Origin of the sequence: Simplicispira metamorpha, assembly GCF_004341365.1 — a bacterium.
Taxonomy (GTDB): domain Bacteria; phylum Pseudomonadota; class Gammaproteobacteria; order Burkholderiales; family Burkholderiaceae_C; genus Simplicispira; species Simplicispira metamorpha.
In genome coordinates this window covers 1-22,929 of record NZ_SLXH01000033.1, presented here as the reverse complement: position 1 = coordinate 22,929, position 22,929 = coordinate 1, and the positions used below count along the sequence as shown (strand labels likewise).

General features: G+C 59.4%; 25 protein-coding genes. 2 read left to right on the top strand and 23 right to left on the bottom strand.

Annotated features, from left to right (window positions below; all coding sequences use genetic code 11):
• Positions 1 to 2: 2 nt before the first annotated feature.
• The 12 genes from fliQ to fliF form a co-directional block, all read right to left on the bottom strand.
• Positions 3 to 272, bottom strand: coding sequence for a flagellar biosynthesis protein FliQ (fliQ, locus tag EV674_RS15220; RefSeq protein ID WP_119014828.1), 270 nt, complete (start codon positions 270 to 272; stop codon positions 3 to 5).
• Positions 273 to 283: 11 nt separating this feature from the next.
• On the bottom strand, positions 284 to 1,000 hold the full coding sequence (fliP, locus tag EV674_RS15215; protein WP_132750473.1) for a flagellar type III secretion system pore protein FliP: 717 nt from the start codon (positions 998 to 1,000) through the stop codon (positions 284 to 286).
• Positions 1,001 to 1,067: 67 nt separating this feature from the next.
• Complete coding sequence (locus EV674_RS15210; protein ID WP_119014172.1) at positions 1,068 to 1,415, bottom strand: FliO/MopB family protein; 348 nt, start codon at positions 1,413 to 1,415, stop codon at positions 1,068 to 1,070.
• A gap of 7 nt (positions 1,416 to 1,422) precedes the next feature.
• Positions 1,423 to 1,848, bottom strand: coding sequence for a flagellar motor switch protein FliN (fliN, locus tag EV674_RS15205; RefSeq protein WP_119014171.1), 426 nt, complete (start codon positions 1,846 to 1,848; stop codon positions 1,423 to 1,425).
• The gene (fliM, locus tag EV674_RS15200; RefSeq protein WP_119014170.1) at positions 1,838 to 2,842 is read right to left on the bottom strand and encodes a flagellar motor switch protein FliM; all 1,005 of its coding nucleotides are present in this window, start codon (positions 2,840 to 2,842) and stop codon (positions 1,838 to 1,840) included. The genes fliN and fliM overlap by 11 nt, the downstream gene beginning before the upstream one ends.
• A gap of 19 nt (positions 2,843 to 2,861) precedes the next feature.
• Entirely contained in the window at positions 2,862 to 3,425 is a 564-nt protein-coding gene (locus EV674_RS15195) for a flagellar basal body-associated FliL family protein (RefSeq protein ID WP_241524991.1), read from the bottom strand.
• Between the two features lie 166 nt (positions 3,426 to 3,591).
• Entirely contained in the window at positions 3,592 to 4,185 is a 594-nt protein-coding gene (locus EV674_RS15190; protein ID WP_119014169.1) for a flagellar hook-length control protein FliK, read from the bottom strand.
• A 799-nt stretch (positions 4,186 to 4,984) separates the two neighbouring features.
• Complete coding sequence (gene fliJ, locus EV674_RS15185; protein ID WP_119014168.1) at positions 4,985 to 5,434, bottom strand: flagellar export protein FliJ; 450 nt, start codon at positions 5,432 to 5,434, stop codon at positions 4,985 to 4,987.
• A gap of 16 nt (positions 5,435 to 5,450) precedes the next feature.
• The gene (gene fliI / locus EV674_RS15180; RefSeq protein WP_119014179.1) at positions 5,451 to 6,851 is read right to left on the bottom strand and encodes a flagellar protein export ATPase FliI; all 1,401 of its coding nucleotides are present in this window, start codon (positions 6,849 to 6,851) and stop codon (positions 5,451 to 5,453) included.
• Positions 6,841 to 7,647, bottom strand: a complete 807-nt coding sequence (locus tag EV674_RS15175) for a flagellar assembly protein FliH (protein WP_119014178.1) — start codon at positions 7,645 to 7,647, stop codon at positions 6,841 to 6,843. The genes fliI and EV674_RS15175 overlap by 11 nt, the downstream gene beginning before the upstream one ends.
• Positions 7,631 to 8,626, bottom strand: a complete 996-nt coding sequence (fliG, locus tag EV674_RS15170; protein ID WP_119014167.1) for a flagellar motor switch protein FliG — start codon at positions 8,624 to 8,626, stop codon at positions 7,631 to 7,633. The genes EV674_RS15175 and fliG overlap by 17 nt, the downstream gene beginning before the upstream one ends.
• Before the next feature lie 27 nt (positions 8,627 to 8,653).
• Entirely contained in the window at positions 8,654 to 10,330 is a 1,677-nt protein-coding gene (fliF, locus tag EV674_RS15165) for a flagellar basal-body MS-ring/collar protein FliF (protein ID WP_119014166.1), read from the bottom strand.
• A 174-nt stretch (positions 10,331 to 10,504) separates the two neighbouring features.
• Here fliF and fliE point away from each other — a divergent pair, with 174 nt between their 5' ends.
• A complete protein-coding gene (gene fliE, locus EV674_RS15160) occupies positions 10,505 to 10,822 on the top strand; it encodes a flagellar hook-basal body complex protein FliE (RefSeq protein ID WP_119014177.1) in 318 nt (105 codons plus the stop codon).
• 204 nt (positions 10,823 to 11,026) lie between these two features.
• Here fliE and EV674_RS15155 read toward each other — a convergent pair whose 3' ends face one another.
• The 4 genes from EV674_RS15155 to EV674_RS15140 form a co-directional block, all read right to left on the bottom strand.
• The gene (locus EV674_RS15155) at positions 11,027 to 11,326 is read right to left on the bottom strand and encodes a flagellar protein FliT (protein ID WP_119014165.1); all 300 of its coding nucleotides are present in this window, start codon (positions 11,324 to 11,326) and stop codon (positions 11,027 to 11,029) included.
• A gap of 3 nt (positions 11,327 to 11,329) precedes the next feature.
• The gene (fliS, locus tag EV674_RS15150; RefSeq protein WP_119014164.1) at positions 11,330 to 11,770 is read right to left on the bottom strand and encodes a flagellar export chaperone FliS; all 441 of its coding nucleotides are present in this window, start codon (positions 11,768 to 11,770) and stop codon (positions 11,330 to 11,332) included.
• A gap of 63 nt (positions 11,771 to 11,833) precedes the next feature.
• Positions 11,834 to 13,333 carry a flagellar filament capping protein FliD gene (gene fliD, locus EV674_RS15145; RefSeq protein WP_119014163.1) on the bottom strand — a complete coding sequence of 500 codons (1,500 nt, stop codon included), beginning with the start codon at positions 13,331 to 13,333 and terminating at the stop codon, positions 11,834 to 11,836.
• 205 nt (positions 13,334 to 13,538) lie between these two features.
• On the bottom strand, positions 13,539 to 15,035 hold the full coding sequence (locus tag EV674_RS15140) for a flagellin N-terminal helical domain-containing protein (protein WP_119014162.1): 1,497 nt from the start codon (positions 15,033 to 15,035) through the stop codon (positions 13,539 to 13,541).
• 303 nt (positions 15,036 to 15,338) lie between these two features.
• On the opposite strand from EV674_RS15140, the gene EV674_RS15135 reads away from it, so the two are divergent.
• On the top strand, positions 15,339 to 16,838 hold the full coding sequence (locus EV674_RS15135; protein WP_119014161.1) for a flagellin N-terminal helical domain-containing protein: 1,500 nt from the start codon (positions 15,339 to 15,341) through the stop codon (positions 16,836 to 16,838).
• A gap of 176 nt (positions 16,839 to 17,014) precedes the next feature.
• Here EV674_RS15135 and EV674_RS15130 read toward each other — a convergent pair whose 3' ends face one another.
• The 7 genes from EV674_RS15130 to EV674_RS15100 form a co-directional block, all read right to left on the bottom strand.
• Entirely contained in the window at positions 17,015 to 17,791 is a 777-nt protein-coding gene (locus EV674_RS15130) for a TylF/MycF/NovP-related O-methyltransferase (protein ID WP_119014160.1), read from the bottom strand.
• Entirely contained in the window at positions 17,788 to 18,600 is an 813-nt protein-coding gene (locus EV674_RS15125) for a phytanoyl-CoA dioxygenase family protein (protein ID WP_119014176.1), read from the bottom strand. The genes EV674_RS15130 and EV674_RS15125 overlap by 4 nt, the downstream gene beginning before the upstream one ends.
• A 2-nt stretch (positions 18,601 to 18,602) precedes the next feature.
• Positions 18,603 to 19,403, bottom strand: coding sequence for a cephalosporin hydroxylase family protein (locus EV674_RS15120; protein ID WP_119014159.1), 801 nt, complete (start codon positions 19,401 to 19,403; stop codon positions 18,603 to 18,605).
• 65 nt (positions 19,404 to 19,468) lie between these two features.
• Positions 19,469 to 20,269, bottom strand: a complete 801-nt coding sequence (locus tag EV674_RS15115; RefSeq protein WP_119014158.1) for an NAD-dependent epimerase/dehydratase family protein — start codon at positions 20,267 to 20,269, stop codon at positions 19,469 to 19,471.
• On the bottom strand, positions 20,266 to 20,754 hold the full coding sequence (locus tag EV674_RS15110) for an acyltransferase (RefSeq protein WP_119014157.1): 489 nt from the start codon (positions 20,752 to 20,754) through the stop codon (positions 20,266 to 20,268). The genes EV674_RS15115 and EV674_RS15110 overlap by 4 nt, the downstream gene beginning before the upstream one ends.
• The gene (locus EV674_RS15105; protein ID WP_119014156.1) at positions 20,751 to 21,983 is read right to left on the bottom strand and encodes a class I SAM-dependent methyltransferase; all 1,233 of its coding nucleotides are present in this window, start codon (positions 21,981 to 21,983) and stop codon (positions 20,751 to 20,753) included. The genes EV674_RS15110 and EV674_RS15105 overlap by 4 nt, the downstream gene beginning before the upstream one ends.
• Positions 21,984 to 22,030: 47 nt before the next feature.
• Positions 22,031 to 22,591: a dTDP-4-dehydrorhamnose 3,5-epimerase family protein gene (locus tag EV674_RS15100; protein WP_119014155.1), complete on the bottom strand. Its 561-nt coding sequence runs from the start codon at positions 22,589 to 22,591 to the stop codon at positions 22,031 to 22,033.
• Between the last annotated feature and the right edge of the window lie 338 nt (positions 22,592 to 22,929).

Genomic DNA, 22,929 nt, shown 5'->3' with positions numbered 1-22,929 from the left:
ACCTATCCCATCATCGCTGGAATGGACTCAATGGTACGTCGGATGTAGTCCACCAACGTGCTTAACATCCATGGGCCAACAACAGAAAACACCACCATTGCGGCAATCAATTTGGGCACAAAAGCCAAGGTAGCCTCGTGAATTTGAGTGACAGCCTGGAAAATACTCACCAGCAAGCCCACGCCCATGACCACGCCCAGCACAGGCATCGCAATCATGAGCAGCAGCGTCAGCGCCTCACGCCCTATGGTAAGAACCATTTGCGAAGTCATGCTTTCTCCCGTTAAGTGACAAAACTGGCAGCCAGCGAGCCAATCAGCAAATTCCAGCCATCAGCCAGCACAAACAACATCAGTTTGAATGGCAACGCCACCAGTACAGGTGACAGCATCATCATGCCCAAAGACATCAGAATGCTGGACACCACCATATCAATAACCAGAAAAGGGATAAAGATCATGAACCCTATCTGGAATGCAGACTTCAGCTCACTGGTTACAAAAGCAGGCACCAGAACCCTTAAGGGCGCAGTCTCTGCAGTAGTTGAAGATTCAAGTTTGGCCAATCGCGCAAACAGCGAAAAATCAGACTGCCGCGTCTGCTTCAGCATGAACTGTCGCATGGGAGCTTCTGCCTTTTCTACCGCCTGCTCAAAGCTGATGGCATTGGTGGTGTAGGGCAAATAGGCTTCCTGATACACCTTGTCTAAAGTAGGGCCCATGACAAACATGGTGAGAAAAAGCGATAGCCCAATAATTACCTGATTGGGTGGTGCCGACTGCGTACCTAAAGCTTGGCGCAGCAACGACAACACTATGACAATGCGTGTAAAGCCAGTCATCATCAGCAAAATGGCTGGCAAGAATGACAGGGCCGTAAAAAAGAGCAGCGTCTGTATCGGCACCGAGAAGCTCGTTCCTTGGCCTCCCGCTCCTACCAACAGAGGCAAGGAACCAGCCGCCTGCGCCCAAACCGGCATATGCCAAACCATGCCAGCCATGCACAGCACCAGCAAGCCCAAATAACGCGGCAAGTCTCTACCAGATATGCCGTATAGCCGCCAGCGATTAAACATGGCGACTTTCTTCGCCATAAGCGTCGGATTGCGTCGCCTGCGCCATAACTTGGGTAAAACTGCCCACCGGGGGTATAGGCACTGTAGGTTGGAGCACATGCAAACAACTCACCTGTTGTGCTGTAACACCCAAGACCAAGCAGACCCTTGCACCATCCGGGCCGACTTCTACAGTCACCACACGCTGGTGCGGCCCCACCGCGACCGCCGACAATACACGCGCCGCCATCCCCAAACCAGCCTGCGCTACAACGCGGCGCTGCTGTAGGTACCGAACCAGCCACGGCAACATAGCTACGGCGCCGACAAACAGCACCACGGCTGTCAAAGCCTGCGACATGCCACCACTATCCACGGCTGACCCGGCGCAGGCGCTCGGACGGCGTAACGACGTCTGTCAAGCGGATACCAAACTTGTCGTTCACTACCACAACCTCACCTTGCGCAATCAAATAGCCATTGACGAGCACATCCATAGGCTCGCCTGCCAGCGCATCCAATTCCACAACAGAGCCTTGGGCCAATTGCAGGATGTACTTGATAGGTACTTTGGTACGCCCCAACTCCACCGACAACTGCACCGGAATATCCAGCACCATGTTGATGTCATTGATCGGCGGATCGCCAGCTGCAGCAAAAGGCCGCACCGCTTCACCGCTGAGTGGCCCTCCCTGTTCAGTATCTTTGTCGTCTACTTTTTTTTGCTCTTCGAGTGCCTCAGCCCAACCTGCAAACGGATCATCGGCACTGCTCTTGTTTTCTTCATTTGCCATTCTTTTCTCCCATCCAGCTCAGATCCGAAGTGCGCAAACACTCTTCAATGCGAATGGCGTACTTTGCATTGTGTGTGCCGTACTGACACTCAAACACAGGAACGCCACCAATGGATGCACGTATACGGGGTTCTCGATCCAACTCAATAAAGTCACCAGGCTTCATGGCCAACAGCTGCTCCACAGTCGCATCAGCACGCGCCAACTCGACCACCAGCGTCACTTCTGCCGACTGAATTTCACGCGTCAACACGCGCACCCAGCGACGATCCACTTCAATGGAGTCACCCTGGGTAGATGAATAAAGCACATCACGGATAGGCTCCAGCGTGGCATAAGGCATGCAGATATGGATAGCGCCCGCCAAATCGCCAATCTCTAGCTGGAATGCGGTAGACACCACAATTTCGCTGGGCGTTGCAATGTTGGCAAACTGGGGCTGCATCTCAGAACGCTGGTACTCAAGCTCTAGTGGATAAATGCCATGCCAAGCTTTTTTGTACTCTGCACAAATCACATCAACCAGCCGATTGATGATGCGCTGCTCGGTAGGCGAAAAATCGCGCCCTTCAATACGTGTCTGGAACTTGCCCACACCACCAAACAAAGTATCGATAATGCCGAAGACCAGCGACGGCTCACACACAATCAGGCCGTTACCACGCAGGGGCCGGATGGCCACAATGTTGAAATTGGTGGGTACCGCCAGTTCACGCAAGAACGCGCTGTAACGCTGCACCGCCACCGTTCCCACCGAAATTTCGGGACTGCGGCGTATGAAATTGAACAAGCCAATACGGAAGTTCCGGGCAAAGCGCTCGTTGACGATTTCCATCGTCGGCATGCGCCCACGAACAATGCGCTCTTGGCTGGAAATATCGTAACGGCGGACTTCACCGTCTTCATGCACCTCTTCGGAGTTTTTCTGGCTCTCGCCAGTCACCCCTTCCAGCAGGGCATCGACTTCTTCCTGGGATAAAAATGATTCGCTCATCGCCGCAACCTCACCAGCGTTATTGAATGATAAAGCTGGAAAACAGAACGCGTCGAACTGGATTTTGCTGCCTGCGCGGAGGCGGATCATCGCCTTCCGCATCCGCAGGACGCGCATTGCGTGCTTCGTTGGCCCGGAAACCCAGAGGGCGGGCCACCTCGCGCTGAATATCCAGCGCCAGCTTTTCCTTCCCCTCCAGAAGCAAAAGGTCTTCTGCAGTGCGCTGCGACAGCAGCATCAAAATGCTACTGCGGACACTGGGCATGTACTGTTTGACCTTGTCTGCTGTTTTGTCATCTGCAAGCTCCAACGTAATACCCAGCTGCACAAAGCGATCGCCCCCGGGGTCGGCCAAATTGACCACCATGTTTTCTAATGGCAAAAAGGTCGGCGCTACCGCAGCTTTGGGTGCAGCGGCGATAGGCTCTCCGTTCTCATCCAGCGCTTGTTTTTGCGACATGAACCAAGCAGCAGCACCACCAGCGACGATCAGCAACAGCAGCAGCACCCCGCCAATAAGGAGAAGCTTCTTGCTCTTGGCAGGCTTGGTGGCGGGCTCGGCGGCCGGGGCGGGGGTCGACACGTTGGATATTCCTTGCGACAAGCAGAAGGGGCCGACGCGCTTTAGACGCGCACAAGCCTATGGGTGATGGACTGCATTATTCAACATGCAGCCCCCCATAATAGCCAGAATAAAAGCATAAACCACTGGCATTCCACCGCGCCCCTGCATGCAAACAGGTCAGCGCCTAGACAAAAACATCCACAGCCTTATCGGTTAGCACCGCAGAGCGCTGACCACTGGCAGCAATGCCAGGAACTTGTACAGTCACTTGGCGAGCGCCACGCTGGCCCTCACGCTGTGCGCCTGCCTCTCCCGACTGCCCCCCCTGTCCCCCCGAATGGCCCACCGTGACGCCAGACAACTCCAATCCCTCACGGCCAAGCAGTTCACGCAGCTGGTCCACGCTAGCATCCAGCAATTCACGAGTCTGGCCTTGGTCGCTGCGGAAAGTGACATGTGCCTCCTTGCCCGTAAGCGCCACACTCACCTCCACCGGATGACCAGCGTGTTCCACCGTCAGTTCGGCATTCTGGATATTCTGGCTAACCCAGTACGCCACCTGTTCCGCTACAGTGTCTTCAGGCCCCAGCGCAGCAGACGGGTCAAAAGGCTGACCCACTTCAGCTGAATCGGGCAATGGTGCGGACGCAGCTGAGGTGCCCTGACTACCTGCACCCGCCAACGGCGCAATCCCCTCGCTGCCACGCGCAAGACCTTGTCCACCGCGCAACCATTCGGGCGCGCCCAGCGCGGCAGGGCCAGGTGCTACCAACGCCATGTCTGCCTGCGGCTGCCCTGCTGGCACTGCGGTAGCAGCAGACTCCCGACGATCAGAGGACGCCAAGGCAGATGCACCGATCGGCGGTACTGAGGCTGTCGGTGCGCCAGAGCCTCCTCCAATCGCCAGCACTTGGCGATCACTGGCACCTGCTTTCAGCGCGACGCTGGCCGCAGCCAGATCGCCGGTACCTACAGCGCCGAGCGCACGTGCACCAGCGCGCCGCGCCCCCAGCGCAGACGCGAGCGCCGTATGGGCAACGGGCTCCTCTGCGGCTGTATCGAACGCAGCCGTTTGCGCCACCAGCCCCAACTCTCCCCCGCCCCCTGCGTTGCGCGCACTGCCCAGTCCCAAGGCACTCCCACCCCACACAGACTGTGCGATGGCGCCCACCTGCGGTGCAGTACCTGTCCCGCTCACCGCTACAACCTGCGACCCTGGCGATACAACACCGCCCCAGCCGCCCTGCAAGGCCAGCAAAGCAGCCATGTCAGTGACAGGAGGCTCCGGCAGCACACTTGCAGGAATGGCCAACGGCAACAGTGGATCCTGACCAGGCAGCGCCAAGGCAGCATCGCCAAATAAAGTGGTGGATGGAGTCAAGTCTGACGCGGACACTGACATATCCTGCAAAACCTCACCACCCAACGCCGACAGCAATGACAAGAACTCGCCTGAACCGGCCGCTGCCGACAATCCATCCGAAGATGCCGGTTTGCCCCGGCTGGCTTGGGCACTGCCCTGGGGTGCCTGGGGGCTGGATATACGCACTTGCTCCATGGTCGCTGCTCCCGGCCCGCTAGAGGCCATTTGATGTTTTACGGTACTGCAAGGCCGCCCGTTCGTCGGTCTGCTTTTGGTCGCGGCGGGCCTGGGCATGCTCCAGCTCCAGGCGACGCTTGTCGGTAAGCTTCTTCAAACTGGCCAAGCGCAACTCAGTTTGCAGCAATCCTTGTTGCGCTGCTGCCACACGCCCTTCGTAATCTCGCACCACGGTGGTCTGCAAACCGATGGCATGGGCCAGACGCGCCATGAACTGGTAGTGGTGAAACATCACCTCCGGGGCCACCGTGGCATCGGCGCGCATACCCCAGCGGCCTTCGGTTTCGTTGGCGTACCCCTGCAACTGCTCCATCTGCCCCTGGGCAGCCTGGTGCGCCGCACGTGCATTCTGTACTCCCTGGCGGGCAGCATCACGCTGACGCTCTGCTACTTCCACCGCCACCATCAGGCCTTTCAGTGCAGACACGGGTTCGGCCCTCCCATTACCTCAGTACCTGGGCCATGGCAGCGCAACTCTCATCCATGGAGGAGGCATCAAACATGCCCTGCTGCAAAAACGCAGCCATGGCCGGCTGGCGGCGAATGGCATCATCAAGCTGCGGATCGGAGCCACTCATGTAAGCCCCCACCTGCACCAGATCACGGCTCTTTTGGTAGCGCGAATAGGTGGCCCGGAACTGCCGCGCCAGCTCAAAATGCTCACGGCTGACCACGTTGTGCATGACGCGCGATGCCGACTGTTCGATATCAATTGCCGGAAAGTGCCCCATCTCGGCGAGTGCACGCGACAACACAATATGTCCATCCAAAATGGCGCGGGCTGCATCGGCAATCGGGTCTTGCTGGTCGTCGCCCTCGGAGAGTACGGTGTAAAAGGCGGTAATCGAACCCACCCCGTGCAGACCATTACCGCTGCGCTCCACCAGCGCTGGCAGCTTGGCAAAGCACGATGGAGGATAGCCCTTGGTGGCCGGTGGCTCGCCAATGGCCAGGGCGATCTCACGCTGTGCCATGGCATAGCGCGTGAGCGAGTCCATCAGCAGCAATACATGCTTGCCTTTGTCCCGAAAATGCTCGGCCACCGCTGTGGCATACGCCGCACCCTGCATACGCAACAGCGGCGGGGCATCTGCTGGCGCAGCCACCACCACAGCACGCCCCCGATCCTCAGCCCCCAAAATATCTTCCACGAATTCTTTGACTTCGCGGCCCCGCTCTCCAATCAGCCCCACCACGATCACATCGGCCTGGGTATAGCGAGCCATCATGCCCAACAGCACGCTCTTACCCACACCCGAACCGGCAAACAGCCCCAAGCGCTGACCCCGCCCCACCGTGAGCAGCGCATTGATGGCGCGCACCCCAGTGTCCAGCGGTGCGCGCACCGGGTCACGGTCCATGGCGTTGATGGGACGGCGATCCATGGGCTCGGCCGCCACATCCAGCACCGGCCCGCCGTGGTCCAGCGGCAGTCCTTGCGAGTCCACCACGCGCCCCAGCAAACCATCACCCATGGGCAAACGCAACATGCCCACTTGGCTGACAGGCCGCGAGGGCTCACCCAAACGTGGCCTCGGGACATACGGCGGTGCTGGCACCACACTGGCCCCACTGGACATACCGTGGACATCGCCCGCTGGCATCAAAAAGGCACGGTCGTCAGAAAAACCCACCACCTCGGCCAGCACCGGCTCCTGACCCGGCATTTGCAGCATGCACTGCGAGCCCACCGGCACACGGATGCCCGAGGCCTCCAGCACCAGTCCGGTCAGGCGAGTCAGGGTGCCGCGCGTCTCCAGCGGCACGCCATCGGCCAAGCGCGCGCGCGCACCTGCCATGAACTGCGTCCAATGCTGCGCAGCAAAGGCATCTTCAGATGCCATCATCGTCCCCACCGGGCGCCAACTCAGGCTCCCACGCCGCAGCCAGCCCCAGAGGGGCAATCGCACGCTGCCAACGTTTTTCCAGGCTGCCATTTACCACCGTGCCAGCCGCATCGACCAGGCAGCCGCCCGGCGCCACCGCTGCATCGGCCACCCACTGCACCGAGGCCTGTGGCATTTCTGCGCGCAAGGCATCGGCCACCGCAGCATGGTCTTGCGGATGCAACCGTACCGTAGCGGGGCGCCCGTCCGACACCACCATCTCCAGCGCCTCGCGCACCACGGGCAACAAAGCCTGCGGATTAGCGCGCAGTTCCTGGCGTACTACCTGGCGGGCGATATCGCAAGCCAGCTCCAGCACGTCTTGCGCCATGTGTTGCTGCATGGACTGCAACTGCGCTTGCAGTGTCTGCACTACCGCCTCCAAGCGCAAGGCAGCCTCTTGACCTTGCCCAGCCACGTATTCATCCAGGCGCTGCTGCCACTCCAGCGCAGCCTCTGCACGGCCCTGCTCCTGGCCCTGGGCCTGGGCCTGTTGTACTGCCGTATCACGGTCCTGCTGTGCCTGCGCCTGGTACTCCAAGAGCATTTGCTGCGTCTGTGCAGCGTGTGCCTCTTGCTGCGCGCGCAACTGTTCTTCTTGCAATGCCTGCTCGGCGGCCAGCTTGTCTTCCGCTGAAAAAATCTTCAGGCCCGAGCCATCCACTGCACCAAACTGCACCGGTGTAGCGTGCCCCAGCTCTTCGCGGGGAATAAAGCGCGTGTAAGCGCTGCGGTATTTAGACGAAGCTGTCATCTGCGCCACCACCAATCACCACCTGACCTTCGTCGGCCAAACGGCGCACGATCTTGATGATTTCTTTTTGCTGCTCTTCCACTTCGGAAAGTCGCAACGGGCCACGGGCCTCCAGGTCTTCGCGCAGCGACGCCGAAGCACGCTTGGACATGTTGTTCAGGAACTTGTCCATCAGCTCCGACGATGCCCCCTTCAATGCCACGATCAGTGTCTCGGAAGCCACCTCGCGCAACACGATCTGGATAGAGCGGTCATCGAGTTTGACCATGTGCTCGAACACGAACATCTTGTCCATGATCTTTTGGGCCAGCTCAGGATCGTGGCTGCCAATCGACTCAAGTACTGAGGACTCGATGTTCGAGCCCAACAGGTTGATGATTTCTGCCGCTGTCTTGACGCCGCCCAGCGACGTCTTGCGAATCTTGTCCCCCCCAGCCAGCACCTTGAACAGCACCTCGTTCAGGTCTTTCAGCGCAATCGGCTGAATACCTTCCAACGTGGCCACGCGCAGCATGACTTCGCTGCGCTGGCGCTCGGTAAATTGCTTGAGCACCGCAGCCGATTGCTCGTACTCCAGATGCACCAGAATGGCCGCAATGATCTGCGGGTGCTCACCACGCAACAGTTCAGCCACCGACAGCGGGTCCATCCACTTCAGGCTCTCAATGCCCGAAACGTCACCGCCCTGCAAGATACGGTCAATCAGCAGAGAGGCTTTGTCGTCGCCCAGCGCCCGCCTCAGCACCGAGCGCACATAGTCGCTGGTGTCGGACACCAGCAAACTCTGGGCCGCTGCCGCGTTGGTGAACTTGGTTACTACCTCATCGACCTTGTCGCGCGAAACCGAGCGCATGCGCGCAATGGCCTCGCCCAGCTTTTGCACCTCTTTGGGTGAGAAATGCTTGAAAACCTCTGATGCCTCTTCCTCGCCCAATGACATCAGGAAGATGGCTGCATCGTTGAGACCTTGTTCATCCATAGTGAAAATCCATCCTGTTGCAGGGGGTCAGCCAGCGTCGCCGTTGACCCACGTTTTCACAATGTTAGCCACAGCAATCGGATTCTGGCGCGCCAGGGCACGGGCATCCTCCAGGCGCAATTGCTCTGGCGTAGGCTGGGCGGGGCCTGGCGACGGCAGCGCTGGGCGCTCCAGAGCCTCGGCTTCCAGCGCATCAAGCTGGGAACTCTCGGCAGCGGGTGGCGCTGCCATCGCCTTCAGCGCCGGACGCATCAGGCCCAGCAGCAGCAGGCCGGCAAACAGGGCCAGACCGATGGGCCAGGCAAAGTTCTGCGCCAACGCCACAGTTTCAGGCTGCTTCCACAGTGGCACGTCTTCGGTCTTGATCTCCTCGATCTGGAAGGGAGTGTTCATCAGGTTGACCGAATCGCCACGCTCAGCATTGAAGCCAATCGTCTCACGTACCAGTGCCGTCATTTGTGCCAACTGCTGGGGCGTCAAAGGCTTGGTGATGGGTTTGCCTTTTTCATCGACGGCATTTTGGTAGTTGACCACCACCGCAGCGCTCACACGCTTGACGGCACCGCTGCTGCCGCGCGTCACACGCACCGTCTTGTCCACCTCATAGTTGGTGATCGACTCGCGCTTGCTGTTGCTTGATGACTGCTGGCCACTGCCACCGGCGGCGGCCAATTGCGGCGCGGCACCGTTGATGGGCGCCGCCGCTGGCTGAGGCGGCTGGTTGGCCACCGACCCGGGTACGCCCGTAGCCACAGTGTTGCCATCCTGGGAGTTGGTGCTCTCCACCACCTGCTGGCTGCGGATGGCGCTGGCATCGGTGGACAAATTGGGACGGTGCTGCTCCGAGGTCGATTCGGTGCGGCTGAAGTCCACCTCCGCCGTCACCTGGGCCTTGATGTTGTTCTTGCCCATCACCGGCTCCAGAATATCCATCACGCGCTTGGTGTAGAGCTGCTCGATTTGCTGCACATACATCAGCTGCTGGGCATCAAAGCCCTTGTCATCCGCGCCATCGGGCGACTTGGACAGCAACTTGCCCGAATCGTCCAGCACGCTCACTGCTGAAGGTGCCAGTTCAGGCACGCTGGATGCCACCAGATGGACGATACCCGCCAATTGCGTGCGATCCAGGATACGGCCTGGGTACAGGCTGACCAGAATCGATGCCGAGGGCTTTTGCTGCTCGCGGAAAAAACCATTCTGGTTGGGCAGCGCCAAATGCACACGGGCACTTTGCACCGACGACAGCGACTGGATGGAGCGCGTCAGCTCGCCCTCCAACCCCCGTTGGAAATTCAACCGCTCCTGAAATTGCGTCTGACCAAAACGGTTGGCCTCGGTCAGCTCAAAACCTGACACCGAACCCTTGGGCAAACCTTGCGATGCCAGACGCAGGCGCACATCGTGCACGCGGTCGGTAGGCACCATGATGGAGCCACCCCCATCACCGTGCTTATAGGGCACGTTCATTTGCGACAACTGCGCCACGATGGCGCCACCGTCTTTGTCACTGAGGTTGGAAAACAGCACTTTGTAATCAGGCTGGCGGTTGAGCAGCACCGCCGCCACGATGGCAGCCAGCAGCAAAACCACGCCCAAACCCAAGCGCAAGCGCTGGCCACGATCCAGAGCGGTCAGGCGCTGCAACCAGGCGGGTCTGGCAGGCGGATTGGCATTGAGGGGTATTTCAGCAACTGCGGACATCTTTTTTTCCAGTATGACGGGCCCGGTGACGGACCTGGCGTGCGTTCGATTATTCGGAACCCGCCCCAACGCACTCGCCAGATAAGCCCCACCTTTGGCCATCTATTCGCCCTGATAAATGCGCCCGTCGTCCCTACGATTGCACCCATCGCCACCTTAATGAGCAAGACCACCATGGACCTCCGCATCAACTCCGTTACCGCCCCACTGTCTGGCGCAGGATCGCTGCGCCGCGCCACCTCTGTTGCACCTGAAGGTGGCGCCCAGGAGCAAGGCTTCTACACCGAATTCAAAAGCGCGCTGAAATCGGTCAGCGCGTCGCAAAACTACTCCACCGCACTGCAACGCGAAGTGCAGCTGGAAAACCCCAACGTCAGCCTGGAAGAGACCATGCTGGCCATGCAAAAGGCACAAATTGGCTTCCAAGCCTCATTGCACGTGCGAAACCGCCTGGTGCAGGCCTACACCGACATCATGAACATGCAGGTCTGAGCGCCCAAATTACTATTATTTTTATAGCTGCTAGCGCACGTCCCGCAAGGGCCAGAGCACAAAAAGGCCCAAATTTTGGGCCTTTTTTGCGTTGATGACTGGGCCGTGTGCTCTGCGGGCAGCGCCCACAAAAAAGCCCTGTTGCAATAACAGGGCTTGCCGTGGCAAAACAAGAGAGCGCGCAGCCCGCGCGGCCTGCTGCGCTCAGTGAACCATTTGCGGCTGGCCTTCAAACATGTGCTCAAAGTGCGCCAGCCAAGGCTCTGCCAAACAACGGATCTGCGCATCGTTGCGCAAAATGCGCTGCATGATGCGCACCTTCTCACGCCGGTGCTCGGGCAACAACTGCTCTTCGGTGGCCTTGGCACGCAACTGCTCGATCAGCACCGCGCAAGCGCCTTCGTAGCGCACCACACCATCCCAATCTTTGAGCTTGGCCGCCTCCAGCATCTTGACGCTGCTGTCTTCTATGGCTTTGTAGTAATCAATCAGCATTGCTGGCATGGCTTACGTCTCCATCGTCACCGTGCCGGAAGCACGTGGCCGCTCAGCGGCAGGTTTCTTGATCTCGTTCCAGCCCTGGGCGATGGGCTCAATCAAACGCGCGACTTCTTCCAGAATGGCGTCATCGTTGCGAATGTTGGCCTGTATCAGGCGCTGCAGGCAGTAGTCATACAGCGCGCCCAGGTTTTGCGCCAACTCACCACCGCCATCGCGGTCCAGCGCCGTGCCCAAGCCCTCTTCAATAATGCGGATGGCCTTGGAGATGCTGCTGCATTTGAGCGGCACGTCGCCGCGCGCCAAAGCACCGCGAGCGGACGTAATGGCACCCAGAACACCGTCATACAACAAGCTGACCAACTGGTGCTGGTCAATCGTGTGCATACTGGTTTCCACATTGATCCGCTGGTAAGCGGAGGCTGCGCGGGGGTTGTAGGCGGTAAACATGCTGCTATCCCTTGGGTTACTTGTTCAATTTATCGGCCATTGCCGCAAAAACTGAAGGCACTATCAACCCGATGATTTATTCCAGGCGGTGACTTGCTGGGAAATGTAGGCATTGAGCCCGTTGAGGGTGCTCATTTGCCTGTCCAGCGCGGTGTAGCGGGCGGTAGTGCGCTTTTCGAATTCATCGACCCGTGCGTTTACACGCTCTTGGTCTTTGGCATTGCGCTTGAGGCTGGCCTCCAGCACCAATTCTTTGGACTTGAAGAATCCGTCGTTGGAGAGCAGGTTGGTGGCCAATGCTTTAACCTTGACAGCCAAGCCTTCAGTGCCGGTGGCGTCATCACCCCGGAAGAATTTTTTCACCTCTTCGGCGTTGCTATTCAGGGCTTTGTTCAGCTTACTGGTGTCCAAGGTGAGTTCACCACCCAAAGCGGCGGTGGCGGCCGGGTCGGTGCTGGTTTTTTGAACCACACCAATGTCTGACAGGTGCTTAAAAAGTGCCGAGCCCCCCGCCTCCCGAATGGCCGAGCGCAGCGCGTTTTGCAGCCCTACCACGGTAGAGTCACCCTGCAACAGTCCCGCCGACTTGGCACCCTTGTCGTATTTGGTGGCCTCGTTCAGCACCGCATTGATACCGTTGTAGGCTTTGACAAACGCTTCGATGTTGGCCTGTATGGCCGAGTTGTCTTTGGCCACCGTGATGGTGATGGGCTTGCCCACATCAGTGACCTGCTCCGCCTTGAAAGTCACACCAGAGACGCTATTGGCAAACGTGTCAGTGGACGACTCCACGGCAATACCATTGATTTTGGCCTTGGCGTTGGCCGCCAACTGGGTGGCGGCAGTATCGATCTGCGCGCTGCTCAAGCGCGAGAGGCCAGTGTTGTCTGCATCAGCGGGGGCGTACACATACGGATCGGCCTGGGTACCCGAGCCACTTTGGATATCTTGCGCCGTCACTTGAAACCCTGACTCCAGCCCGGTCTCCTTGCTGCGCAGCAACAGGCGCTGGCCATTGGCATCGGTCAGGATGGTGGCAGTAACGCCCGCATTAGAGCCGTTGATCTTGCTGGCAATATCGGACACGGTGTCGGAGGCCGACACATTGATCTCTATCGGTGTACCCGCCTTGGGCACAAAAGTGCCAGTGGCTCCCGGCGTGGTAGCCCCCCAGCTGCCCAACTCAATCTTGAGCTTGCCCGCCCCCACTGCGCCACTGACAGAGCCTGATGCGGTGGACTGTGCCTTGGCCAAGCTTTGTACTTCTACCGTAAAGCTGGTGGCCAGCGTGCCACCTACTGCAGTGGCGCTGACAAACTTGCTATCGGACGAAGTGGTAGCAACGGCATTCCAACCCGTCACGCTGGTCAGCTTGGTGGCAGCATCGGACAGATCCGATACCAGCGATTTGATTTGCCCGAAAGCAGAAATTTTGGTTTTAGCGGTGACAGCCTGCACCTCAAGGGCTGCAAGCGGTCGCCGCTCCAGCTTGACCAACTCAGAAATGATGTTCTTGACGTCAAGACCGTTGGTGCCGATGCCGGGTGAAGAAAGGGTCGCCATACAAACCTCCTGAACAAATGCAATGCAAATTATGGCGCGGACCGTGTCTTTTGAACCACGGTAAATGCACCACTAAGCCTGCCAATTCGTGCGCTATGGTCTTGGTAGCACTTCCATACCCGAATCGTCCGGCCTCTGAAAAAACAAAAAGGTGGTGGCACCTGCATGCCACCACCTCGGACTTGCTGCTCAGCAGCGCCACGTATTAACGCAGCAGAGCCAACACGCCCTGTGGCAGCTGGTTGGCCTGGGCCACCATGGCAGTACCAGCCTGTTGCAGGATCTGCGAACGCGACAGGTTGGCGGTTTCTTGCGCAAAGTCAGCATCCAGAATGCGCGAGCGCGAGGCCGACAGGTTTTCCGAAGTCACTTGCAGGTTGGAAATCGCAGTTTCAAAGCGCGATTGCAAGGCACCGAGGTTGGCGCGCTCGCCACTGATATAGGCCAACGCAGAGTCCACTGTCTTGAGCGCTTGCGTCGCATCCTTGAAGCTGGTGATGTCCAGGTCAGCCACTTTTTGCAGGTTAGAGCCACCCGATGTCAGCGCGGTACTGGCCGAGTTCACCGAGAACGATTTGTCAGAATCCAGCGTGATGTAACCGCTGACCGTGCTGCTGATGCCAGTAGCTGTAGTTGCTGCACCCAAAGTCGTAGTGCCAGTCACAGCCGTACCATCGGCCTGCAACTTGGTGATCGCCAAGGTATCGGCGTTAGCAATATTCGCTGCGGTGCCAACCGAAATGTCGGTGCCCGAAGTGTTGGTCAGAATGATGTAGTCACCCTTCTCGCTGAGCGAAGCCGTGACACCGGTCTTGGCCGACTTGTCGTTGATGGCAGTGACAGCCACGGACAAACGGTCGGCAGCGCTACCAGCGGCCAAGTTGAAGGACACCGTTTCCGCAGTGCTGTTCTCGCTCTTGAGAGTCATCGAGAAAGAACCGCCTGTAGCGCCAATCGCCAGCTTGACTTCCGTACGGGCCGTTGCCGTAACACCAGTATCGGCCTTGATACTGTTGATATTAGCGGCAATGGTTTTTGCCGAATCGTTGGCCGCCACCGACATGGAGGAAGTACCCAAAGCGCCGTTGATTGTCACAGCACCAGCACCCACACCGTTCGTGGCGGAAGAAGCGCCTGTTGCCGATGCTTGTGCAGACACGCCAGCACCAGCAGACGAAACGTTCTGGTTGTTGCCGTACACGCTGGTACGCATATTGGCTGTAGCTGCAACGATGGTCTGGTTGGCGTTGGCGCCCACTTGGAACTGCTGCGTACCAAAGCTGCCATCCAGCAGCTTGGCGCCGTTGAATTCGGTGGTTTGCGAGATGCGATCCAGTTCAGCCACCAGCTGGCCCACTTCCTTTTGCAGGGCTTGGCGGTCGCCAGCACTGTTGGAAGCGTTGGCCGATTGCACAGCCAGTTCACGCACACGTTGCAGGATGTCGCCCGAAGCCTTCAGTGCGCCTTCAGCCGTTTGCGCCAGCGAGATACCGTCGCCAGCATTGCGCACAGCCTGGTTCAAACCACGGATCTGGCCCGTGAAGCGCTCGGAAATAGCCAAGCCAGCGGCATCGTCTTTGGCGCTGTTGATGCGCAGGCCAGACGACAGGCGGTTGATGGCGGTGTTCAGCGACGCTTGGCTGGTGCTCAGGTTGCGCTGTGCGGTAAGGGTTGCGACGTTGGTATTGATGGTGGATGCCATTGCAAATCTCCTGAAAAGAACTGACTCATAAATGGCGTTGCCGCCAACAAGGCCCAGATATTACGTGGTTTGGGCCCGGGTTCCTGATGCACCGAGGCATCTTGGTTCCGCTATCCATGATTTCGGACAAGCCTCAGAAAACTTTAGGGCGCAAACACCAAGATTGGCAGGTTTTTCTTTGCTTTATCGGCCCAACGCCCAAAGCACCGATCTCCACAATCACCTCCATCGTTACCACAGAGTCGCCGGAGCGAGGACGTTTGAGCCGGCAGTGTTTGTTTTCATCCCGCAGGAGTTTCCGCAATGGCCTCAACTATCAATACCAACATCGCATCGCTGACCGCCCAGCGCAACCTGGGGATGAGCCAGGCATCGCTGAACACCTCCATCAACCGCCTGTCGTCGGGCCTGCGCATCAACAGCGCCAAAGACGATGCCGCTGGCTTGGCCATCTCGGAGCGCTTCACCAGCCAGATCCGCGGCCTGAACCAGGCTGCACGCAATGCCAACGACGGCATCTCGCTGGCGCAAGTGGCCGAAGGTGCGCTGAGTTCCGCTGGCAATATCTTGCAGCGTGTGCGTGAACTGGCTGTGCAAGCTGCCAACGCCACCAACAGCGCTGGCGACCGCCAAGCCCTGCAAAAAGAAGTCGGCCAGCTGGTGGCTGAACTGGATCGTATCGCGCAAACCACCGAATTCAACGGTCAAAAGCTGCTGGATGGCACTTTTGGCACCTCGCAATTTCAAGTGGGCGCCAACGCCAACCAGACCATCGTGGCATCCACTGCCAACCTGCGCACCACGGTGTATGGCAACAACCAGAATCTGTCTTCCAATGCCTCGGGGCCAGCGGCTGTTTCAGCAGCAGCCACGGCGAGTCCATTCCCTAATGGCATTGCAAGCAACAACATCACGGTCAATGGTCCATTGGGCTCGGCCACTGTAGCGGTGGTGAGCGGCGCCTCGGCCTCCGCCAAAGGCATTGCCAGCCAGATCAATATGGTCAAGGCAGACACTGGCGTCACCGCCACTGCACGCACCCAGGTCGAATTGGATATCGGCACCCAAACTGGTTCATACACCCTGGCGCTCCAGGCTGACAACAGCTCGCTGCAGAACATCGCTTTCACGCTCACCTCCAGCACGGGGGCTGATCGCCTTTCGGCAGCGGTCGCGGCCATCAACGATCAATCGGCTAAAACAGGCATCACGGCGTCGCTCAACGAGAAGGGCGACAGGGTCATCCTGACCAATGCGTCTGGCAACGACATTACCGTGGGCAAACCAGCTACGCCGAACAATGCAGGCAATGTCAGCGTGACCAAATTGCAGGCTGACGGCACTGCCTCCGGTGGCGCTGTCAATTTGGCCTCCAATGCAGAGCAATACGCTACCTCCAGCGGTTACATCACACTGGACTCGGACAAGTCGTTCACTGTCACTTCTGACGTCCCGGGCAACCCCTTCAGCAACGGCGGCTCGACCCTGCAAAAAGTGGCCGATCTGGATGTCACTACCTTTGAGAATGCCACCCAGGCACTGAAAACTGTCGATTCGGCGTTGGCTTTCATCAGCGGTGAGCGCGCCAACCTTGGTGCGTTGCAATCGCGCTTTGAAACCAGCATTGCCAGCCTGAACATCACCTCCGAGAACCTGTCCGCCTCGCGCTCGCGCATTCTGGATGCTGACTTTGCGATGGAAACGGCCAACCTCTCGCGCACCCAGATCCTGCAACAGGCTGGCACTGCCATGGTGGCCCAGGCCAACCAGATTCCGCAGGGCGTGCTGTCGCTGTTGAAGTAAGCAGCACTGCACCAGATCAAGCCAGCGCACCCCAGGTGCGCTGGCTTTTTTCATGTACTAAATACTCAAATTTGATAGCTGCTTGCGCTTTGCAGCATTGGCTTAGAGTCGGTTTTTACTTTAATTTCAGCATCCCAATCCCCGATGCACAACCGATGGCAGTGCGAACGTATGCCCTACTCCAACACGGCATAGCTGACATGTGGCTCGTAGGTAAAGCGCTGAATGCGCAAGCGCGGCAACCCCAGCGCATCCATCACGGCTTTGGTTTCACCAGGCCAGGTGCGGTTGTTCAGTTCGTCGAAAATGATCACAGCCCCCTTGGGCATACGCGGCACAAAGTGTTCAATGCAAACCTTGGTGGGCTCATAGAGATCCAGATCCAGGTGCAACAAAGACACGACCGTCTGCGGTTCACGCTCGAGGTAGGCAGGCACCGTTTTCGCGACATCACCAGCCACCAGTTCTACCTTCTGGATGTGCCCCACAAAACGATTCGCATCGAAAAGTGCCACTGTTTCGCGCAGGTCTTCCAGACTGTCGGCCTTATATCCACCGGCGCGACGCTCGGCAGTCTGGATCACGGCATGCTCATCCTCGGGCGAGACAGACTCAAAGCCACTGAACGTGTCAAAGCCGACAATGCGGCGCTGTAGGTTCACAGGTTCCCAGATAGCGCTCAGCTGCGCAAAGGTCATGAGCCCCCCACCCCAGTTGACCCCACACTCCATCACATCGCCCTGAACGTGTAGAGCCATCTTGAATATCTCGCTCAGGCACAGAAAACGGGCCATCGACTGCCGAGGCACATAGCAGGCAAAGTTTTCGAGCTTCTCGACGTGGCTACCACGTGCGTTGGCAAAAAGGGTCTCCAGCGCACCGCGATAGCCCACTTCACCCGAAGTGCTGCGCCCAGCCTGGCGGTAGCGTGATGGATCGTTCGTCTGTGTCATGCGATGCTGGCTCCGTGTTGTTCCTGCGTCCTGCGGGCGGCGCTATCGTGCCCGGGATAGTCGACATAGAAAATATTGGTTTTATCCCCAGTGGGAAACCGCTGCCGCCGATGTTCCGGGTCGGCCAGGTCGGTGATGCGCAACTGTGCCGTCCAGCGTATTTGATCGCTGTTGTTGGGCGTGCTGCGATGCAGCAACATCTGCTTGAACACCACAAGATCACCGCGCTGGGCTTCGATGGTGACAGGCGCCTCGGTGACCTCATCGGCCAGGGAGATGTCACGTTGGAGCATGGGCACATAGGGCGCAATGACCTTGTCGCTGATGCGTTTGAACGGCGCCAGTCCACGCCGATGGCTCCCGGCAATGACCTGTATCGTGCCGCGATAAAGGTTGACGTCGTGCAGCGGAACCCACACGGTCACCGCATTGACAGAACCAAGCAGATACACAGAGTCCTGATGCCATGCAAAGAGATGCTTGGAATCTTGGGGTTTATCCAAGCGCATATTGCAGCAACCCATCAGCGATGGATGCTGCAATCCCAGCCGTCGGCACATGCTGCGTATGGCCTCGCTGCCTGACATGCACGATAGCGCAGGAAGGTACTTGAGCCGGTCATACAACAAAGACTGCTGCTCGGCGGTCATTGCGTAAGCGGCTGCCTGGGCCGTGCTGCTGAAGCCTGGCCCCACCACCAGTTTGCCCAGCTCGTCCAGCTGTGCCTGCAAAGCGTCCAACTCACCGCTCGGCCAAAAATCGCGCAGCACGATGTAGCCATGCTCCTCAAAGAACTCCACATCCTTCATGATCACTCTCCTTGACTGCATCCATCGACACGGCGGCGCAAAAAGCCATCCGGAGCCACCGTGACCTGCAAACGTTGTTGCATTGCCTGATCCACCTCGAACTCAGCATGCCCGGCCAACCACTGGCGCACGGCCGTCTTGGGGTTGTTGCCTACGTCCCAGGGGCGGTCGGCAAAGAATTTCGGCGGCATATCCTCGACGAAGGTATCGAACACCACGCAATAGCTCCCGGACGTCACCAAAGGCGCATAGGCCTCCAGCTCCGCCAGCACATGGTCGTGGGTATGCATGGAGTCCAGGCACACCATGACACGCTGATAGCCCTTGGCAAAGGCATGCACCTGCTCCACCACCTCGGGCGCAACAGCAGAGCCCTGGATCATGGCAATGCGGCTGGCCATGGGATGGGCCTCAATGGCGGCGCGGTTGTGCGCACGGATATCGATGTCGATGCCCAACACCTTGCGCTGCGACTGGCGCGGATCCAGTGTGGTGCCAGCCTCAATGGCGTCGCACATGTCCAACATCGCCAGGAGCGAGGCGCTAAGCACCAGGGAGCCGCCATGGGCAATGCCGGTTTCGATGATGAGATCAGGGCGTACGCGCCACACCAGCTCCTGCATGGCCCACATGTCCTGCGGATACTGGATGATGGGACGGCCCAGCCAATCAAAGTTGTAAACATACTGGCGCTGCATGGATTGCTGTAGCCAGTCGCGTGAGAGGGCGTTGAAAGTGTTGTCAGCCCCGTAGGACTGCACACGCTCCTGGCGCTCTCGGGAAAATTGTTCGACGGGGTTCATAAGCCTTTTTGGTGAAGTTACTGGAGGACTGCCACGGGGCTACCCATAACGCAGGCGCATGGAATCTATGGATGGGCTGGTTCAAGCAATGTCGCGAACCAGTCACGGGGGGTCAGGCCGAACTCAGATCGCAATCGCTCTGTGTTGATGGGCGGAAAACCATGCCAAGGTGCCTCAGGCTGGACGGTAACGACACAGCCTGTACAGGCAACCAGCCAATCCAGCCATTGCGCATGGGTAGTCTGAAAGCCACTGGCTACGTTGTAGGTGACAGCGCGCCCGGCAAGTGCGATACGCGGCAGCACCTGCGCCACGTCATCAATATGGATGTAGTCCTTGGCAGACTGCAAGCTGCTGCGCAGCACAACGTGGCCATTGCGTGCTTGGTGCAACAGGTCGGCCACCAGATTGCCCGAGGCAGCGTCCATGCCAGGTCCCACCACGTTGGATAGCCGGGCCACACGCACATGAGAGCGGCCACTGGCATGGCACAGCGACTCTCCCGTGAGTTTGGTCAAGTTGTAGAGGTACGAGGGATCACCGGGCTGCACGGTCAACGGCGCGCCTTCATCGGTGCGTACAGCCCCCTGATAGACGCGGGTGGACGACAAATAAAGCAGCGAATCAAACTGCGCACGCTGCAAGACCTGCGCCAGAAAGGTGACATGCGCATCCGTCGTGTCAAACGGACGCGCACGAAAATCTCCGGTCAGACCAATGCAATACAGCACATGGCCCAGCGGTGCGCTCAGCACACGCCCATCTCCACGCGCAGGCGCCCACACCGTGTGCCCGTCTGCACGCAAGCGCTCCACCAACCGACTGCCGATATAGCCCGAAGCCCCCAGCACGGTGAATTGACTCACACCCGCTCTCCCACCTGCACCAAGGGAGAGCCCGCATACACGGTATACGGAGCCAACTCACCACGCACCACCGAGCCAGCTGCCACGACGCAGCCTTGGCGCAGCACGGCACCATCCAGAAGAATGCAGTTGGCGCCAATCCAGACATCGTCCTCCACGACAATGCCACCCTTACTGGGCAGAAAACCCTGCTCACGAATCAGCTTGTCTTTCTCTCGGTAGGCATGGTTCACGGGCGCAAAGGTGCAGTTGGCAGCGATGGCCACATGGTTGCCGATGCGGATGCCATGGCCGGTGTAGAGCACGCAGCCCGCATTAATGACCACATGGTCGCCTATCAGCAAGTCGCCATGTCCGCCAGCAGGCTTGATCTTGACGAAGCTGTCGATGATCGAATGTGCTCCCACAACAATGCGCGTGCCGCGCACCGAGTCTTCTATGTCTGCCAACGCAGAAACGCGCGCACTGGGATGTATCTCGATCATGCAAGCACCTGTAAATGTGGCACGGCGGTGACAAACTCCCCACCCCACTCCCGCACATACGCCAGTTGCGTTGTCACCTCGTCCTTCAGGTTCCAGGGCAGGATGAGCACGACATCGGGGCGGTCGGCGCGCAGGTGGGCTTCATCGACGATGGGGATGCGGCTGCCGGGCAAAAATTTGCCTTGCTTGGCCGGGTTTTTGTCCACCACGTAGGTCAGCAAATCGGGACGCACCCCGGCAAAGTTGAGCAGGGTGTTGCCCTTGGCGGCCGCGCCGTAGGCCGCCACCTTGCGCCCCCGGGCTTGTGCATCTATCAAAAATGAGAGCAGCTCGCGCTTGATGCGCAAGGCCTGGCGCTGAAAATCGCTATAAAAATCGGCGCTGCACACGCCGGCCTGCACCTCCCGGGCCAGCAGGGCGGCCACAGCGGGCTCGGTGGGTCGTGGCGTGCTAGCGTCGCTGCGCTGGGCGAACACGCGCAGGCTGCCGCCGTGCGTGGGCAGCTCTTGAACGTCAAACACCGCCAGGCCGTTGGCGGCAAAGATGCGCTGCACCGCCGTCAAAGACAGGTACGAGAAATGCTCGTGGTACAGGGTGTCGAACTGGCACTGCTGCACCAGCGGCAGCAGGTGCGGAAACTCGAACGTGGCCACGCCGGTGGGCTGTAGCAAGGTGGCGAAGCCAGCGACGAAGTCGTTGATGTCGGGCACATGGGCCAGCACGTTGTTGGCAGCGATCAGGTCGGCGCTGCGGCCTTGGGCCACCAGCTCCTGCGCCAGCGCCACGCCAAAAAAGCGCTCGACCACCGGGATGCCCTTGGCACGGGCGGCGGCGGCGGTGCTGGCGGTGGGCTCTATGCCCAGGCACGGGATACCGCGCTGGGCCACGTATTGCAGCAGATAGCCGTCGTTGGCGGCGATCTCGACCACCTGGCTGTGCGCGCCCAAGCCAAAGCGCTGCACCATGGCTTCAACATACGCCTGTGCGTGCGCCAGCCAGCTGCTGGAAAAAGAGCTGAAGTAGGCGTAATCGGCATCAAACAGGTCGTGCGCCTGGGCGAAGTCTTCGGTTTGCACCAGCCAGCAGTGCTCGCACACCAGCACGCGCAGGGGGTACCAGCGTTCGGGCAGCTGTAGCGCAGCGGCGCTGAGGTAAGCGTTGGACGGCGGCGCCGTGCCCAGGTCGGCCATGACCCGCGTGACCGGGGCGGCGCAGTGGCGGCAGTGCATAGGGGCACGCAATGGGGGGGATGCCAAAGGCACCACGGGGCTGGGGTTCACAGACGGATTCCTTCAAATGGCGCATCGATCCACGGGTGGGCCGCGTCGCGCACCGACAGGCCCTGCACCGGCAGCGGCCAGGCAATGGCCAGGCGCGGGTCATGCACGTTGAGCGCGCCTTCGCAGGCCGGGGTGTACGGGGCAGAGTGCAGGTACAGCAGTTCGGCGCCGTCTTCCAGCACCTGAAAACCGTGCGCAAAACCGGGCGGGATCAGCAACGCGGTGTGGTTGCGTGCCGACAGCTCCTGCGCGTGCCACTGCAGAAAAGTGGGCGAGTCGGCACGCAAGTCCACGGCCACATCCCAGACGGCGCCGCGCAGGCAGCTGACCAGTTTGGCCTCGGGCGCGGGCGGGCGCTGGTAGTGCAGGCCACGCACCGTACCGCGCTGGGCGGTGTGGGTATGGTTGATTTGCGCCACCGGGCCGTGCCAGCCCGCAGCGGCCAGTTCCTCGGCGCAAAACAGCCGCGCCAGAAAGCCGCGCTCGTCGCCCAGCGGCTGGCGCTGGATGCTGACCAATCCGGCCAGCGGGGTGGATGCAACGGCAAAGCGGCTCATGGCTGCGCCGCTGCTGCCAAGGTGCTGGCGGTGTAGGCGTCGATGTCGGCGTGGCACAGCGCCAGCGCGTCGGTCCCCGCGTGCTGCGCGCGGTACCAGGCCATAGTGCGCGCTACGGCAGTGGCCAGCGGCCAGCGCGGCTGCACGCCCAGCAGGCTGCGGGCGTGGGCGGTTTCCAGCGCCAGCCAGTGGGCTTCGTGCGGGTTGTTGCTATTTTTTTGATAGCTAGTAGCGCTTTCTGGATATTAATTAGAAACAAAACGACTTGAAATATTTCTGATTACCCGGATGTTGTCTTGATGAAACTGACCGACATGAGAAAGCTCAGTCCTGCGGCG